This window comes from Neoluteolibacter marinus (assembly GCF_014904755.1).
Taxonomy (GTDB): Bacteria; Verrucomicrobiota; Verrucomicrobiia; order Verrucomicrobiales; family Akkermansiaceae; genus Haloferula; species Haloferula marina.
The window spans coordinates 30,715-46,301 of record NZ_JACZFQ010000075.1; the positions used below are offsets into that span (position 1 = coordinate 30,715).

Consider the following 15,587-nt stretch of genomic DNA (forward strand, 5'->3'; position numbering starts at 1 on the left):
CCATGCAGGAAATCAATCACGTCGCGATCCTCGACTTCGGGTCGCAGTACACCCAGCTCATCGTCCGTCGCGTCCGCGACCTCGGTTACTTCGCCAAGCTCTACGCGCTCGAGGACTTCCCGGACATCGGCAAACCCGGTGCGATCATCTTGTCCGGCGGGCCGAAGAGCACCTCGGAAGCGGATGCCCCGGATCTCGACTTCGCCGCGCTGGAAGCCTTCGGTGTGCCGGTGCTCGGCGTGTGCTACGGGATGCAGCTGCTCAACATCAAGTTCGGCGGCAGCGTCAAGGCGAGCAACCGCCGCGAGTACGGGCCCGCCATGCTCAAGCCGGTCGAGTGCGAGGGCCTCTACGAAGGGATCTCCGCTTCGTCGCAGGTCTGGATGAGCCACTCGGACACCGTCGAGGACCTGCCGGAGAACGCCTGCGTCCTCGCCGCCAACCAGGACGGCACGCCGGTGTCGCTGAAGTGGGGCGAGCGCTTTTACGGCATCCAGTTCCACCCGGAGGTCACCCACAGCCACGAGGGCAACCGCATCCTCCACAATTTCCTGCTGACCTGCGGCGAACTCGCGCCGTTCCGGATCGACGATTTCAAGCGGGAGATCATCGAGGGCATCCGCGAGAAGGTCGGCAACAAGCAGGTCGTCTGCGGCGTTTCCGGCGGGGTCGACAGCACGGTCCTCGCGGTCCTGCTCCATGAGGCGGGCGTCAACGTCCGCGCCATCTACGTCGACCACGGGCTGATGCGGAAAAACGAGACCCAGGAGGTCCAGAACAACTTCCACCGCATGGGTGTGGCGATCGAGACCATCGACGCCTCGGAACGCTTCCTCACGGCCCTCAAGGGCGTCGCCGACCCGGAAGCGAAGCGCAAGATCATCGGCGAACTCTTCATCGACACCTTCTGGGACGCGGTCGGGGATGCCGAGATGCTCGCCCAGGGAACGCTCTATCCGGATGTCATCGAGAGCGCGTCCAATGCGAAGTCGAAGGCCTCCAAGATCAAGACCCACCACAACCGGGTCGACCGCATCCTCGAGCTGCAGGCCGAGGGCAAGGTGCTCGAGCCGCTGGCCGAACTCTTCAAGGACGAGGTTCGTGCCCTCGGGGCCCTGCTCGGGATCGCTCACGACATCCTCTGGCGTCACCCGTTCCCGGGTCCCGGCCTCGCGGTGCGCTGCCCGGGCGACATCACCGAGGAGAAACTCGAGATCATCCGCGAGTGCGACGCCATCTTCATCGGCAAGCTCAAGGAGCACGGCTGGTACGAGAAGGTCTGGCAGTCCTACGCCGCCCTGGTTCCGGTCAAGACCGTCGGCGTGAAGGGCGACGAGCGCTCCTACGAGTGGGCGACCAGCCTGCGCGCGGTGATTTCCGAAGACGCCATGACCGCCGACTGGGTGGAGCTGCCGTATCACATCCTGCGCGAGACCAGCCACAAGATCCTCAACGAGGTGAAAGGCATCAACCGCGTCCTCTACGACATCTCGACCAAGCCGCCGGCGAGCATCGAGTGGGAGTGAGGGTGTGAGATTTGCCGTAGGCAGGGAGCGCCGACTTTAGTCGGCTTGGACGGTTGGACGGTTGGATGGTTGGATGGTTGGATGGTTTGCAATCTTCCGCGGCGAGGTGCCGTTAGGATGGGTCATGATCCATTCCGCCAAACGATTCCTGCTCTCCGGGGCGATGGCCGTCATCTGGATGCTGGCCGCCTCCCTCCACGCTGCCCCGCCGAACATCGTCCTGATCATCTCCGACGACCAGGCATGGACTGACTATGGGTTCATGGGGCACGCGGAGATCGAGACGCCGCGGCTGGACAAGCTGGCGGGTGAAAGCCTGGTCTTCCCGCGCGGCTACGTCCCGTCGAGCGTCTGCTGCCCGAGCCTCGCGTCGCTGGTCACCGGGCTCTACCCGCACCAGCACAAGATCACCAGCAACGACCCGCCGCTGGGCGGCGCGAAGGGGCCGGCGCGCTACCAGACGGCCGCCTTCAAGCAGGGGCGCGAGAAGATGGCGAGCCAGCTCGAGCAGGTCGCGACCCTGCCGAAGCTGCTCGCCGGGCACGGCTACCTGAGCTTCCAGAGCGGCAAGTGGTGGCAGGGCCATTTCTCCCGCGGCGGCTTCACCCACGGCATGACCACCGGCCAGCGCCACGGTGACGCCGGCCTGGAAATCGGCCGCAAGACGATGCGGCCGATCCATGACTTCATCGCCACCGCGAAGCGCGAGGAGAAGCCCTTCCTCGTCTGGTACGCGCCCTTGATGCCGCACGACCCGCACACCCCGCCGGCCGACCTGCTGGCGAAATACCGGGAGACCACTGCATCGATCCACGTCGCCCGCTACCGCGCGATGGTCGAGTGGTTCGACCGGACCTGCGGCGAGCTGCTCGACGATCTCGACGAGCAGGGCGTGGCGGAGAACACGATCGTGGTCTATCTCTGCGACAACGGCTGGATCCAGAATCCCGGTTCGCCGCATCCGCCGCTGCGGTCGAAGATGACCCAGTACGACGCCGGCCTGCGCACGCCGATCATGATCCGCTGGCCGGGCAAGATCGAGCCGGTCCGCCGGGACAAGCCGGTCACCTCGGTCGACCTGATGCCCACCTTGCTCAAGGCCGTCGGCGTACCGGTGCCGGCGGGCTTGCCGGGGATCGATCTCACCGACGCCGCCGCGGTGGACGGGCGCGAGTTCATCCCCGGCGCGTGTTTCACCCACGACGCGGTCGACCTCGACGTGCCGGCATCGAGTCTCCGCTACCGCTGGATCACCGATGGCCGCCACAAGCTGATCGTGCCGCATGCCGCGAACGTCGCGGGCGGGAAAGTGGAGTTCTACGATGTCGTCGCCGATCCCCATGAGACGTCCAACCTCGCTCCGGAAGCCCCGCCATCGATGGCCGGGATGCGGGCGGCCCTGGACGCCTGGTGGAATCCATGAGGCGTGAAAGGGATTGACGTAAATGGCAGTAAAGCAAATCTCCTACATGAAAAAATGCGCTTTACGATATGTTTTTGGCCTGCTTCTGGCGCAAGCGCTGGGCGCGGTCGAGGTTCCGGCGTTCACGGCTTACAGCTCGCCTGATCCGAATCGCGGGGTGCGCCGGGGGGGGGACGGCGTGCTCACCCACTGGGATGAGGGGACGCGCCTGGCGTGGTACGGACACTTTTCCGAAAAGGGGGACATCGAGCTTTCGCTGAAGACCAAAGGGAAGGTGTCAAAGCAGGCGAAGCTGGGAATCACCGTTTCCTTGCAGGGAGAGAAGGCCGCTTCCTGGAAGAGGAAGGGCACGACCGGGGGAGACACCGTTTCGTTCGGAAAGTTGAGTCTTCCGAAGCCGGGCTACTACAAGTTTAGTCTTGAGGGCGACGGCCGGGAGCTGCCGGAGCTGGAAGCGCTGGTCGTCGACGGCCCGGCATCGGCGTCGGCTCATTTCTCGAACGTCGAGCGGCGGAATTCCGCGTCCGTTCATCTCGGCTACCCGGTCCCGGACCCGGTGAAGGATGAGGTCGAGTGGTTCTACCTCGAAGTCACCCCGAAGACCGAGCCGTTGTGGAGCTACTACATGGCGACCGGCTGGCACCGCGGCTACTTCGGCATGCAGGTCAACAGCCCGACCGAGAGGCGGATCATCTTTTCGGTGTGGGACGCCGGCAACGAGGCGGTCGACCGCGGCAAGGTCGGCGACGACAACCGGGTGAAACTTCTCGCCAAGGGCGACAAGGTGAACGCCGGCGACTTCGGCAACGAGGGCACGGGCGGCCACAGCCACCTCGTCTATCCGTGGAAACTCGGCGACACCGTGCACTTCCTGATGCGGGCAGAGGCCGAAGGTGACATCACAACCTACACCGGCTGGTTCCGTGACTCGAAGGCCAAGGACTGGAACCTGGTGGCCTCGTTCCGCGCGCCCAAGGATGGCAAGTACCTCCACGGCCTGTACTCCTTCAACGAGAACTTCGGCGGCCAGAACGGCGACGAGCGCCGGGTCTGCGAATTCAGCAACGGCTGGATCCGCAGCAAGGGCGGGGAATGGTTCCCGCTGACCGGGGCCCGCTTCACCCACGACGGCCACGGCAAGGAGATGCGTCTCGACCGCAGTGCCGGCGTCCACGGCAAGCGCTTCTATCTGGCGAACGGAGGATTCGTCGAGGACGACACCCCGGGCGCGGTGACCAAGGCCTACGATGCCCTCCAGATCCCCGGCCCGGAAGGTCGTCATCCCGGTGATGCGGAGCTGAAGGCACTTTCCAAGTAAGCCCTTAGTCCGGAGCGGAGCCCGGGTGCCCGCGGTTGGTCCTGAGAATGCGGGCGAAGTTCCGCACCAGCGGCGAGGGGTCGTTGTTCTTCCAGACGGCCCACATCGTGAAGTCCGGCTGCGCTTTCTCCAGGTCCAGCGGGATCGTGGTGATGCCGTGGCTTTTGCGGAGATCCAGCACCTCGGGCAGCAGCGAGACCCCTTGGTCGGCGGCGATCATGGTCAGTAAGGCTTCGAAGCCGCTGATCTTGCGCATTGCGGCCTGCTTCACGCCCTCTTCCTCGAAGATCCGTTCGATGCTGCGCCGGTGAGCGGATGAGTTCTCCTCGCCGAGGCACAGGAGCGACTGGCTGCCGAGGTCGCGCAGGGACAGCGAGGAGCGGGAGGCGAACGGGTGTTCCTTCGAAACGGAAACGCCGAAGATCGACGTGACCAGGCGCAGGCTGGCGAGGCCGGGGGACTGGTCGACCTCGCGGCCGTAAGCGAAGCCGAGGTGGATCCGGCCCTCGGCCAATGCTTTCAACTGCTCGGCGGGGGTCATCTCGACGAACAGTACCTCGACGCCGGGGAACTCCGCGCCGAAAGCCTTGAGGGCCTCGGGCAGGAAGCCGGCGGCAATCTGGCCGACGCTGCCGATCCGCAACTCCCCCTGGCGCCCGTCCTGGGCCTCGCGTGCGAGTCGGATGGTCTGCTGGACCTGGTCCAGGATTTGCCGCGCGCCCCGCAGGAAGACCGATCCCGCATCGGTCAAGGACACGCTCACCGTGTCGCGGTTCAGCAGCTTCACCCCGGTGTCCTCTTCCAAGTCCTTGATCTGCTTGCTGAGCGCGGGCCGGGTGACGTTCAGCCGCTCGGCCGCCTTGCGGAAATTCAGCTCCTCCGCCACCGCCACGAAATACCTCAGGTGCCTCAGCTCCATCGCGGGGACTGGTAACCTCAGGTTACCAGCTTGGAAACTTCAAAGTCATTCCGCCGGGCCGGATCTGGTGTTTACTAACACTCATTCGAAACAACTGTTTCATCCGGTTTCCAACCCCTTCCACCATGCGACCCATCCATTTCCTGCCCCTGACGACCCTCATGCTGCTTCCTTCGTGTAGCAAGGAGGAGGTCGCCGCCGCCCCGCAGATGCCGCCGGCCGCGGTGACCTACCAACCGGCGGTCGCCGAGACGGTGAAAATCACCCGCGAGCTCCCGGGCCGGATCGACGCGTTCCGGACTTCCGAGGTCCGCGCGCGGGTTTCCGGGATTCTCCTGGAGAAGAGCTACCGCGAGGGCAGCGATGTCGCCGCCGGTGACCTGCTGTTCAAGATCGATCCGGCCCCGCTGCAAGCCGCCCGGGAAAACGCGGCGCCCGCCCTGGCCCGGGCGGAAGCCAGCCACCAGCAGGCGCAGAGCCTGTTCTCGCGCTACCAGTCGCTGGTCGACAGCAACGCGGTCAGCAAGAAGGACTACGACAATGCCGAGTCGGCGGTGAAAGTCGCCGCGGCCGAGGAAAAGGCCGCCGCGGCCGCGCTCAAGACCGCCGAACTCAATCTCGGCTACGCCACGGTCACCGCGCCAATTTCCGGTCGCGTCGGCAAGGCCCAGGTCACCGAGGGCGCACTGGTCGGCCAGAACGAGGCGACCCGGCTCGCGGTGATCCAGCAGCTCGACCCGATCTACTTCGACTTCACCCAGTCCAGCACCGACTTGATCGCGCTGAAGCGGGCGATGAAAAGCGGTGAACTTTCGGAAATCGAACCCGGCAAGGCCGCCGCGACGCTGCTGCTGGAGGATGGCTCCGAGTATTCCTTCCCGGGCAAGATCCTCTTTTCGGAAGCGACCGTCGACGAGTCGACCGGTATGACCAGCCTGCGCGCCGAGTTTCCCAATCCCGACCGCTTGCTGCTGCCCGGCATGTTCGCCCGTGCGCGGGTCATCCAGGCGGTGAAGGAAAACGTGGTCACCGTTCCCCAGCGCGCCGTGACCCGCGTCCAGGGGGGCAAGGGCAGCGTGATGGTGGTCGACGAGTCCGACCACGCCCAGCTGCGGATGATCGAGACCGACGACGCCGTCGGCGACCGCTGGGTCGTGACCTCCGGCCTGAAAGCCGGCGACCGCGTGATCATGGAAGGTCACCTCAAGGCCCGCCCCGGCGCTCCGGTCGTGCCGGAACCATTCTCCCCCGCCGACACCGCCCGGAAAGAGACCGCCCAGCTCTCGAACAAAGGCTGAGCCCTTTCCAAGCCTCCCGCCTGCCGTGGCCCGCCGCTCCCGTTCCGGGCGCGTCCGTGGTCCCGTCTGCACCTCTCCCTAACCTCCATTCACCATGGCCCGCTTCTTCATCGACCGCCCGGTCTTCGCCTGGGTGGTTTCCATCCTGATCGCCCTGCTCGGCATCATCTCGATCACCAAGCTGCCGGTCGCGCAGTACCCGTCGGTCGCGCCGCCATCGATTTCGATCACCGCGAACTACGCCGGCGCTTCCGCGGAAACGCTCAGCGACACCGTGACCTCGGTGATCGAGCAGCAGCTCAACGGCATCGACAACCTGCTCTACATGTCGTCCGCCAGCGACGCCAACGGCACCGCCATCATCACGCTGTATTTCAAGCCGGGCACCAACCCCGACACCGCGCAGGTGCAGGTCCAGAACAAGGTCCAGCTCGCCACCCCGAGCCTGCCGCAGACCGTCCAGCAGCAGGGCGTGGTGGTCGCGAAGGCCACGCGGAACTACATGATGTTCATCGCGCTCTCGACCGATGACGGCAGCATGGACGACATCGCCCTCGGCAACTACCTCGCCGCGAACATGCTCGACCCGATCCGCCGGGTCGAAGGCGTGGGAGAGGTGATCCAGTTCGGCACCCAGTACGCGATGAGGATCTGGCTGGATCCCGACAAGCTGGTGAGCTTCAAGCTGACACCCGGCGACATTTCCGAGGCGATCCGGGCCCAGAACACCCAGGTGCCGGTAGGTCAGATCGGCCAGCTCCCCGCGGTGGAAGGCCAGCAGCTCAATATCATCCTGCAGGGCCGCGCGACGCTGCGCGAGGTCGACGAGTTCAAGGACATCGTCCTGCGCGTCAATCAAGACGGCTCCCGCATCTACCTGCGCGATGTCGCGCGGGTGGAAATGGGCGGCCAGGATTACTCGATCAAGGCGCGCATCGACGGCAAGCCGACCGCCGCCGCCGCGGTGAAGCTTTCGCCGACCGCCAACGCGCTCGACACCGCCGAGGGCGTCCGCGCCGAAGTCGACCGCCTGCAGGAGTACTTCCCGCCGGGCGTGAAGGTGATCTACCCGCTCGACACCTCGACCTTCGTGAAGATCTCGGTGGAGGAGGTGCTCAAGACCCTGGTGGAGGCGATCGTGCTGGTCTTCCTGGTGATGTATCTCTTCCTACAGAACTTCCGCGCCACGCTGATCCCCACGCTGGTGGTGCCCGTCGCGCTGCTGGGGACCTGCGGCCTGATGCTGGCCTTCGGTTTCTCGATCAACGTGCTGACCATGTTCGGCATGGTGCTGGCCATCGGCATCCTGGTGGACGACGCCATCGTGGTGGTTGAAAACGTCGAGCGCATCATGAGCGAGGAAGGCCTGCCCGCCAAGGAGGCCACACGCAAGGCGATGGGCCAGATCACTGGTGCGCTGATCGGCATCACGGTCGTGCTCACCGCGGTGTTCCTGCCGATGGCCTTCTTCGGCGGCTCGGTCGGCACCATCTACCGCCAGTTCACCATGTCGATGGTGTCCTGCATGCTGTTCTCCATCTTCCTCGCGCTGACGCTGACGCCGGCCCTGTGCGCGACCTTGCTCAAAAAGGTCGACGCCGGGCACCACCACGCCAAGCGCGGCTTCTTCGGCTGGTTCAACCGCACCTTCGACCGCATGACCGACCGCTACCAGGGCTGGGTCGGCGTGCTGCTGCGGCGCACCGCCGTGGGCATGCTCGCCCTGCTGGTTGTCGTCGGCGGCGTGGTCACGCTCTACCAGCGGATGCCGTCCGCATTCCTGCCGGAGGAAGACCAGGGCTACTTCCTCACGCTGATGTCCCTGCCGGAAGGCGCGACCGACGAGCGCACCGGCGAGGTCCTGAAAAAGGCGGAGGCGTATTTCGCGGAGCAGCCGGAGATCGAGCACTACTTCACCGTCGCCGGCTTCAGCTTCGCGGGGAAGGCGCAGAACTCCGCGCTGGCCTTCATCCGCCTCAAGCCCTGGGAAGAACGCGAGGGCAAGGCCCACAAGGTCCAGGCCGTGATCCAGCGCGCGCTCATGGGCCTCGGCGGGATCAAGGACGCCATCGTCTTCCCGCTCAATCCGCCGGCCATTCCCGAACTCGGCACCTCGTCCGGCTTCGACTTCTGGCTGCAGGATGTCGGCGGCGTCGGCCATGAAAAGCTGGAGGCCGCGAAGAACCAACTGCTCGGCATGGCCGCGCAGAATCCGAAGCTGATGCAGGTGCGTCCGCAGGGCCTGGCCGATGCCGCGCAGATGAAGATCGAGCTCGACCAGGACAAGGCCAGCGCGCTCGGCGTCTCGCTCGCCGACATCAACACCACCATGCAGACCGCCTTCGGGTCGGCCTACGTGAACAACTTCGTCAACGGCCCGCGGGTCCAGCGGGTGATCGTGCAGCTCGACGCGGCATTCCGCATGAGCCCCGAGGACATCGGCAAGGTCTACGTCCGCAACCGCGACGGCGGCATGGTGCCGCTGTCGGAGGTCACCCGCATCGAGTGGTCCTACGGCTCGCCCCAGCTCCAGCGCTACAACGGCATCCCGGCGGTGAACATCGTCGGCAGCGCCGCCCCGGGCATGAGCTCAGGCGAGGCGATGGACGAGATGGAAAAGATGGCGGCGCAATTGCCGCCCGGCCTCGGCTTCGAGTGGAGCGGCCAGTCGCTGGAGGAACGCATCTCCGGCAACCAGGCGCCGATGCTCTACGGCGTCTCCATCCTCATCGTCTTCCTCTGCCTCGCCGCGCTCTACGAGAGCTGGTCGATCCCCGTGGCGGTGATCCTGGTGGTGCCGCTCGGCATCCTCGGCGCGCTCGCCGCGGTGTCCTTCCGCGACTTGCCGAACGACGTCTATTTCAAGGTCGGCCTGCTCACCACCGTCGGCCTCTCGACCAAGAACGCCATCCTCATCATCGAGTTCGCGCTCGACCTGCAGAAGGAGGGCAGGGGCCTCGTCGCCGCCGTGCTGGAGGCGGTGAAGCTCCGGCTCCGCCCGATCCTGATGACCTCCATGGCCTTCGTCCTCGGCGTCGTCCCGCTGGTCATCAGCACCGGCGCCGGCTCCGCCAGCCAGAACGCGATCGGCACCGGCGTGGCCGGGGGAATGATCACGGGCACGGTGCTCGCGGTGTTTCTGGTGCCGGTTTTCTATGTCGTCATCCGCCGCCTGAGCGACCGCCTCGGCCGTCGCCGCGCCGCAACCCCGGAAGCTCCCTTCCTCGACGACGGGCAGACCCACCCCGCTTGAAACCCGAATCCGACCAATCCCATGAAATCTTCCCGCATCCCCGGCTTTCATCCGCTGTCCCTCGGCTTCGCGCTGACCGGTGTGGCCTTCGTCCTCGGCTCCTGCTCCCTCGATCCGGAACTCGGCACGGTTTCGTCGCCCGTTTCCGCCAACTTCCCCGGCAACAGCGGCGGCGAGGTGCCCGCCGACATCGCCTGGCAGAAGTTTTTCACCGATCCCCGGCTCGAAAAGATCGTCGCCACCGCGCTGGCGAACAACCGCGACCTTCGCGTCGCCGCGCTGAACGTCGAACAGGCCAGGGCCCAGTACGGGATCTCCCGTAGCCAGCTCTTCCCCGCGGTCGAGCTGGGCGGCAGCGGTGTCCGCCAGCGGACAGGAGGCTCGTCCGCCACCGGCGGCAAGGCGCTGGAAACCCGCGCCTACGACGTTTCGGTGGGCCTGGTCTCCTACGAGCTCGACCTGTTCGGGCGGGTCCGCAGCATGAACACCTCGGCCCTGGAGGGTTATTTCGCGACCGATGCCGCGCGCACCGGGGTCCAGATCTCGCTGGTGGCGGAGGTAGCCAACCAGTACCTCACCGAGCGGGCGCTGCAGGAGCAGATCGAACTCTCCCGGCAGACGCTCGACACCTTCAGCGAGACCTACACGCTGATGAAGGGGCGCTACGACGCCGGCGACGTGTCGGAACTCGACCTGCGCTCGGTGGAAGTCCAAGTGCAGACCGCGAAGTCGAACCTTGCCAGCTACCGGCAGCAGGTCGCCCAGGTGAACAACGCGCTCGCCTTTCTCGCCGGAGGCAGCTTGCCATCGGGGCTGCCCGCCGGCAGGTCGCTCGACCGCGCGCTGGTCGCCGACGTCCGGGCCGGGGTCTCGTCGGATCTCCTGCAGCGTCGTCCAGACATCCGCGAAGCGGAGCACCAGCTGCGGGCGGCGAACGCGAACATCGGGGCGGCCCGGGCGGCATTCTTCCCGCGCGTCACCCTGACCGCCGGCGGCGGCGTCGCGAGCGGCAGCCTTTCGAAGTTGTTCTCCGATGGCACCGGCATCTGGAGCTTCGCCCCGCAGGTGAGCGTGCCGATCTTCGACGGTGGCCGGAACAAGGCCAACCTCGAGTCGGCCGAAATCGGCAAGCGGATGGAGATCGCCCGCTACGAGAAGGCGATCCAGACCGGCTTCCGCGAGGTGGCCGACGGCCTTGCCGCGCGCCGGGGACTGGCGGAGCGGATCGAGGCGAACGCGGCATTGGTGAAGGCCCAGCAGACGCGTTTCGAGCTCGCCGACGCCCGCTACAAGGAGGGTCTGGACAGCTACTTCGAGGTGCTTTCCGCCCAGCAGGACCTCTACAACGCGCAGCAGGCGCTGATCCAGCTGCGGCTGGCGCGCGAGGTGAACTCGGTGAACCTCTACAAGGCCTTGGGCGGCGGATGGTGACCCGCGGTGCGAGGCGGTCGCGATGATCCGCAGTGGCAGGAGCGGCTTGGCCGCGGTTCTTTCTGGGAGGGGGGAACCGTGATGACAGGCCGCCCGGCTGCGGATCATCCCGGCCGCTTCCGCCGATTGCCGGGGCGGTTAGCGCGCCGCCCGGCTTTCCAGCTCGCCTTTGAAGAAATCGAGCGTCGCGGCGAGTGCCTCGCCCAGCTGGTGGCAGGGCTGCCAGCCGGCCGCCATCAACTTGGCGGCGCTGGAGCGGGAATGCTTCACATCACCGGCGCGTTCGGGACCGTGCAGGACCTTCGAGCCTGAGCCGGCTGCGTCGAGGATCCGGCCCGCGAGGTCGTTGATGGTCATCTGGCCGCCGTAGCCGGCGTTGAAGACACCGGTCACCCCGGGGGTTTCGGCGGCGAACGCGAGGGCGCCGACAATGTCCTTCACGTAGATGAAGTCGCGGGTCTGCTCGCCGTCTCCGTGGACCGTGATGTCTTCGCCGAGGAGCGCCTTTTCGATGAAGATCGGCACCGCGGCGGCATAGGCCCCCTTGGGATCCTGGCGCGGACCGAAGACGTTGAAGAAGCGGATGGCGGTGGTTTCGAGGCCGCGTTCGCGGTGGAAGAGGTCGAGGTAGTACTCGCCATCGAGCTTGGTGATGGCGTAGGGGCTCTTCGGTTCGGGCAGCATCTCCTCGACCTTGGGCACCGACGGATTGTCGCCATAGATGGCCGCGGAAGAGGCGAACACGAGCTTCTTCACCCCGGCGGCGGCCGCGAGTTCGAGGACGTTGAGCAAGCCGTGGACGTTGATGTCGACGCACTCGCCGGGCTTCGACATCGACTCCGGCACGCTGACCATCGCGGCGAGGTGGAAGATGTAGTCGACGCCTTCGACGGCCTTGGCAACGAGCTCGCGGTCGGTGATGGAACCCTCGATGAAGACGTGCTTCAGGCCGTCGAGATTCTTGCGGTAGCCGGTGCGCAGGTTGTCGAGGACGCGGATTTCCTCCGCCTTGCCCTGGTAGTGTTCGACAATGTGAGAGCCAATGAAGCCGGAGCCGCCGGTGATGAGGATTTTCACGGTGAGAGAAGTTTAGCTGACCGGGGCGACGGTCCTACGGATTCCGCGATTATGCACGGAAAAATGCATGAAAAATCTTTTTCGGATTAAAAAAGTGATGCAGGTGGCTGGCTTAGGGTGGGGTGCGATCGCTGATCGGCGAATTGATTTGATCGGCAGGGTCGGGAGCGGGGAGCCTTGGCCATGTTCCTACCGGGATTCCGCGATCTGGTCAAAGAGGGCTGGGTGAAAGTGATCGACGAACTGAAGGTGTCGGGCGGCCTGCCGGTGCCAGAGCTGTGCCGTCGTCTGGGTGGGAGCTACATGGGCATGAAGGACCAATGCGACCGTCTGGTGAAGCTGGGCTACGTCGAAAAATGGCGCCTGCCGAGGACGGAAGTGGGACGGCCCGAGATCATGTACCGCCTGACCCCGAAAGCGGACGCGCTCTTCGTCCATGCCGGTGTCGGCCTGACCCTGGAGTTGCTGGATGCCGCCCGATCCTTGTTCGGCGATACGGCCCCGGAGCGACTGCTGTTGCAGTACTTCGGCCAGTTGCGGGAGCGCTGGCAGCCGAAGCTGGCCAAGGGCAAGTCCCTGGTGGAGCGCGCCACCATGTTGTCGGGATTGCGCGAGAAGGAGGGCTGCTTCGGACGCTGCCGCTACGATGCGCAGCGCGGGTTCCGGATCGAGGAGTACCATCATCCGCTGCAGCCCGTGTTCGCGGTCTATCCCGGGGCGATCGCCCTGGAGTTGAGGATGATGGAGGAGTTGCTGGGGACCCGGATCGTCCGCAAGGAGGTGCCCGGCGGGCGTGGCGGGCCGGCGCGGGTGGACTACGAGGTGGCCACGCTGGGCGTGCGGGAGGTGACGGAAATCTGAGTTTCGCCGGGATGCGGGTGAATAGGCAGGGGTGAGGCCGGGTCAAAGGATCGTCTACCCCGCGACCTCCGATGATCCTTTTCCGCAAGCTCCGCATTCTCCCCGTCCTTTGTCTGGCCCTCGCCGCCTGCAACAAGCCGCCGTCGTCCCCGGGCGGGGCCGTCCGGCCACCGGCAGCAGATCTCGAGGCGGAGCGTGCCGCGATCGAGTACGAGCGGATGGCGGTGGAGCGCCGGCGGCTGGACGAAGCGCGGGCTGCCCTCAAAGAGGAAAAGCTGGCCTTGGAGGCGGAGCGGGAAGCCAGGCTCGCGGCGCGTGAGGAGGAGATCGGCTTCCGCGACCAATCGCTGGAGGAGCGTCAGCGTGAACTGGAAGAGCGCGAGGCGACCCTGGATGCACGCGAGGACGATCTCGCGGTGTGGTCCGAGGGCCTGAGCGAGCAGGAACTGGCCTTGGCCGGCACAGGGCCGCTCGACGACTGGACGCCCGCCCCAGTGGAGGATTTCGCGGAGCCGGTGGCGGACTACGGGGTTTTCTACGAGGACTTGCAGCCCTACGGGTCGTGGTTCGACACTCCCGACTACGGCTACGTCTACCAGCCGACCGTGGTGGTGCAGGACAACTCGTGGCGGCCCTACACGCATGGTCGTTGGGCTTGCTCGAATCTGGGGTGGACGTGGGTTTCGGAGGAGCCCTTCGGATGGGCATGCTTCCACTACGGTCGTTGGACGCGGCTCGGCCGGCACGGCTGGGTGTGGGTGCCCGGGGACCAGTGGGCGCCCTCGTGGGTTTGTTGGCGCGAAGGCGGGGACCATGTCGGCTGGGCACCCTTGCCTCCGGAATCCTTGTGCCATCGACGGGAAGGTTGGGGTAACCGCGTCGAGGAAGAGCTGGGGATCGATCCGTCGTGGTTCAATTTCGCGGAGCGGCGGAAGATGGCGGACCCATTGGGAAGTCATTGCCTGCCGGTGGAGCGCAACCGGGATCTCCTGCGCGGAACCCGCAACGTGACGAAGCTCCGTTTTCTCAGGGACCAGGTGATCGCCGGAGGACCGCGCTACGAATCGCTGCGCCGTGCGGTGGGCAAGCCGTGGCCGGTCTACCAGATCCAGATGGACCGGGTGCACGCCCTGCGACACCCGACTCTCCGCAATGCGACCGTTCAGGGTGCTTTGTTAGAGGTCTTCGCCCCGAATCCCGCAGCCCGCTGGAACGGCGTCCTGAAGCCGTCGCGGGTGCAGGGCGTCCTGGATGCCGGGCAGGGTGAACCGGAGAGAGGCACGCAGTGGTCCGGGCGCTTCCAGGAGGAACGTCGCGAGCGCAACGAGCAAGGTGTCCTGTGGAGCCGGCAGGTCGGTGATCTCGACGTTGCCCGGAAGCAGTTGGAATCGAACCGCGAGCGCGTCGCGGTTGCCCAGCGGCACTCGCAAGCCCGTTGGCATGAGCTCGCGCGGATTCGCGAGGAGCGATCCACCCGGCGGCAAGGTGCGGCAAGTCCCCGGGCGAGCCGGCCGCAGGCAGATCCGGTGGTGGCATTGCCGCGGGCGACAACGTCTTCATCGGCACACGAAGAACCACATCTACCTGCCCGCCGCGAGGCGACGGCCGGGGCTGCCGCCGCGATTCCTCGGGAAGAGACCGATGCGGGTGGCAGATCGTCTCAGGAGTTCACCGGGTTGCGTGCGAACGCAGCCGCGCATCCCGGTTCTCGCAACGCCGGCTCCATTCAAGCGGGCCGGCCTGAACGGAGGGCTCAAGTCCCTGCCACTCCGGGACGTGTTGCTTCGGTCCCGCGTGAACGCGACACCCGGACCACGATGCCGGCCGAACCGACGCGGGCCAAACCTCGGGACGTTCGTCCGGAGGTCACGCCGGAACCGGCGGTGGTCCGGAATCGGCAGGCGGAAGAGTCGGGCCGTCGACAACAAGAGATCGCCCGTCAGAACGCCGAGAATCTCAGGCTCCAGCGGCAGCAGGCTGATGAAGCGCGCCGATCCGCCATGGCGGCCCGGGAGGAAGCAACCCGCCGGCAGCAGGAAGAGAGCGCAAGGCTCCAGCGGGAAGAAAACGCCCGGCGACAGCAACAGGAGGAGGAAGGGCGCCGGGCCCGCGAGATGGCCCGCCAGCAGCAGGAGATCGCGCGTCGCCAGGAGGAGGCGAAGGCGCGCCTGCAACAGCAGATGCGCGAGCAACAGGAGCAGCGTGCCCGCGAGCAGGAAGAGCGCCGTCAACGCCAGGCCGAAGAACGCGCCCGCCAGCAGGAGCAGCAGGCGAGGGAGCAGGCCGAGCGGGCGCAACGGCAGGAAGAGGCGCGACGCCAGCAGGAGGAGAGAGCACGTCAGCAACAGGAAGAGAGAGCGCGTCAGCAACAGGAGGAGCGGGCGCGTCAGCAACAGGAGGAGCGGGCGCGTCAGCAACAGGAAGAGAGAGCGCGACGGCTGGAAGAAAGCGGCCGGCGCAAGCTCGGCCGCTAGGTCCGTG

At 66.2% G+C, this 15,587-nt stretch carries 10 protein-coding genes; 8 read left to right on the forward strand and 2 right to left on the reverse strand.

What is annotated here, in order from left to right; all coding sequences use genetic code 11:
• Nucleotides 1-2: 2 nt before the first annotated feature.
• The 3 genes from guaA to IG178_RS14725 all read left to right on the forward strand — a co-directional run bounded on the left by guaA (nt 3) and on the right by IG178_RS14725 (nt 4,267).
• On the forward strand, nt 3-1,526 hold the full coding sequence (gene guaA, locus IG178_RS14715; RefSeq protein WP_193213323.1) for a glutamine-hydrolyzing GMP synthase: 1,524 nt from the start codon (nt 3-5) through the stop codon (nt 1,524-1,526).
• Nucleotides 1,527-1,650: 124 nt separating this feature from the next.
• Nucleotides 1,651-2,949: a sulfatase family protein gene (locus tag IG178_RS14720; RefSeq protein WP_193213324.1), complete on the forward strand. Its 1,299-nt coding sequence runs from the start codon at nt 1,651-1,653 to the stop codon at nt 2,947-2,949.
• A 46-nt stretch (nt 2,950-2,995) separates the two neighbouring features.
• Nucleotides 2,996-4,267 (forward strand): DUF3472 domain-containing protein, encoded by a 1,272-nt coding sequence (locus tag IG178_RS14725; RefSeq protein WP_193213325.1) that lies wholly within the window; start codon nt 2,996-2,998, stop codon nt 4,265-4,267.
• A gap of 4 nt (nt 4,268-4,271) precedes the next feature.
• Here the strand turns inward: IG178_RS14725 and IG178_RS14730 are convergent, their stop codons facing one another.
• On the reverse strand, nt 4,272-5,186 hold the full coding sequence (locus tag IG178_RS14730; RefSeq protein WP_193213326.1) for a LysR family transcriptional regulator: 915 nt from the start codon (nt 5,184-5,186) through the stop codon (nt 4,272-4,274).
• Between the two features lie 125 nt (nt 5,187-5,311).
• On the opposite strand from IG178_RS14730, the gene IG178_RS14735 reads away from it, so the two are divergent.
• The 3 genes from IG178_RS14735 to IG178_RS14745 all read left to right on the forward strand — a co-directional run bounded on the left by IG178_RS14735 (nt 5,312) and on the right by IG178_RS14745 (nt 11,168).
• Nucleotides 5,312-6,484, forward strand: coding sequence for an efflux RND transporter periplasmic adaptor subunit (locus IG178_RS14735; RefSeq protein ID WP_193213327.1), 1,173 nt, complete (start codon nt 5,312-5,314; stop codon nt 6,482-6,484).
• A gap of 94 nt (nt 6,485-6,578) precedes the next feature.
• On the forward strand, nt 6,579-9,737 hold the full coding sequence (locus IG178_RS14740; protein WP_193213328.1) for an efflux RND transporter permease subunit: 3,159 nt from the start codon (nt 6,579-6,581) through the stop codon (nt 9,735-9,737).
• A gap of 21 nt (nt 9,738-9,758) precedes the next feature.
• Nucleotides 9,759-11,168 carry an efflux transporter outer membrane subunit gene (locus tag IG178_RS14745; RefSeq protein ID WP_193213329.1) on the forward strand — a complete coding sequence of 470 codons (1,410 nt, stop codon included), beginning with the start codon at nt 9,759-9,761 and terminating at the stop codon, nt 11,166-11,168.
• A gap of 138 nt (nt 11,169-11,306) precedes the next feature.
• On the opposite strand, the gene IG178_RS14750 is transcribed toward IG178_RS14745, so the two are convergent.
• Nucleotides 11,307-12,245 (reverse strand): NAD-dependent epimerase/dehydratase family protein, encoded by a 939-nt coding sequence (locus tag IG178_RS14750; protein ID WP_193213330.1) that lies wholly within the window; start codon nt 12,243-12,245, stop codon nt 11,307-11,309.
• A 183-nt stretch (nt 12,246-12,428) separates the two neighbouring features.
• Here IG178_RS14750 and IG178_RS14755 point away from each other — a divergent pair, with 183 nt between their 5' ends.
• Complete coding sequence (locus tag IG178_RS14755; protein ID WP_193213331.1) at nt 12,429-13,106, forward strand: helix-turn-helix transcriptional regulator; 678 nt, start codon at nt 12,429-12,431, stop codon at nt 13,104-13,106.
• Between the two features lie 71 nt (nt 13,107-13,177).
• A complete protein-coding gene (locus IG178_RS14760) occupies nt 13,178-15,580 on the forward strand; it encodes a DUF6600 domain-containing protein (RefSeq protein ID WP_193213332.1) in 2,403 nt (800 codons plus the stop codon).
• The last annotated feature ends 7 nt before the right edge of the window (nt 15,581-15,587 follow it).

Coding starts and splice junctions, on each gene's coding strand:
- IG178_RS14730 (WP_193213326.1), bottom strand. CDS start 5,186: ATGGAGCTGAGGCACCTGAGGTATTTCGTGGCGGTGGCGGAGGAGCTG.
- IG178_RS14720 (WP_193213324.1), top strand. CDS start 1,651: ATGATCCATTCCGCCAAACGATTCCTGCTCTCCGGGGCGATGGCCGTC.
- IG178_RS14740 (WP_193213328.1), top strand. CDS start 6,579: ATGGCCCGCTTCTTCATCGACCGCCCGGTCTTCGCCTGGGTGGTTTCC.
- IG178_RS14755 (WP_193213331.1), top strand. CDS start 12,429: ATGTTCCTACCGGGATTCCGCGATCTGGTCAAAGAGGGCTGGGTGAAA.
- IG178_RS14735 (WP_193213327.1), top strand. CDS start 5,312: ATGCGACCCATCCATTTCCTGCCCCTGACGACCCTCATGCTGCTTCCT.
- guaA (WP_193213323.1), top strand. CDS start 3: ATGCAGGAAATCAATCACGTCGCGATCCTCGACTTCGGGTCGCAGTAC.
- IG178_RS14760 (WP_193213332.1), top strand. CDS start 13,178: ATGATCCTTTTCCGCAAGCTCCGCATTCTCCCCGTCCTTTGTCTGGCC.
- IG178_RS14745 (WP_193213329.1), top strand. CDS start 9,759: ATGAAATCTTCCCGCATCCCCGGCTTTCATCCGCTGTCCCTCGGCTTC.
- IG178_RS14725 (WP_193213325.1), top strand. CDS start 2,996: ATGAAAAAATGCGCTTTACGATATGTTTTTGGCCTGCTTCTGGCGCAA.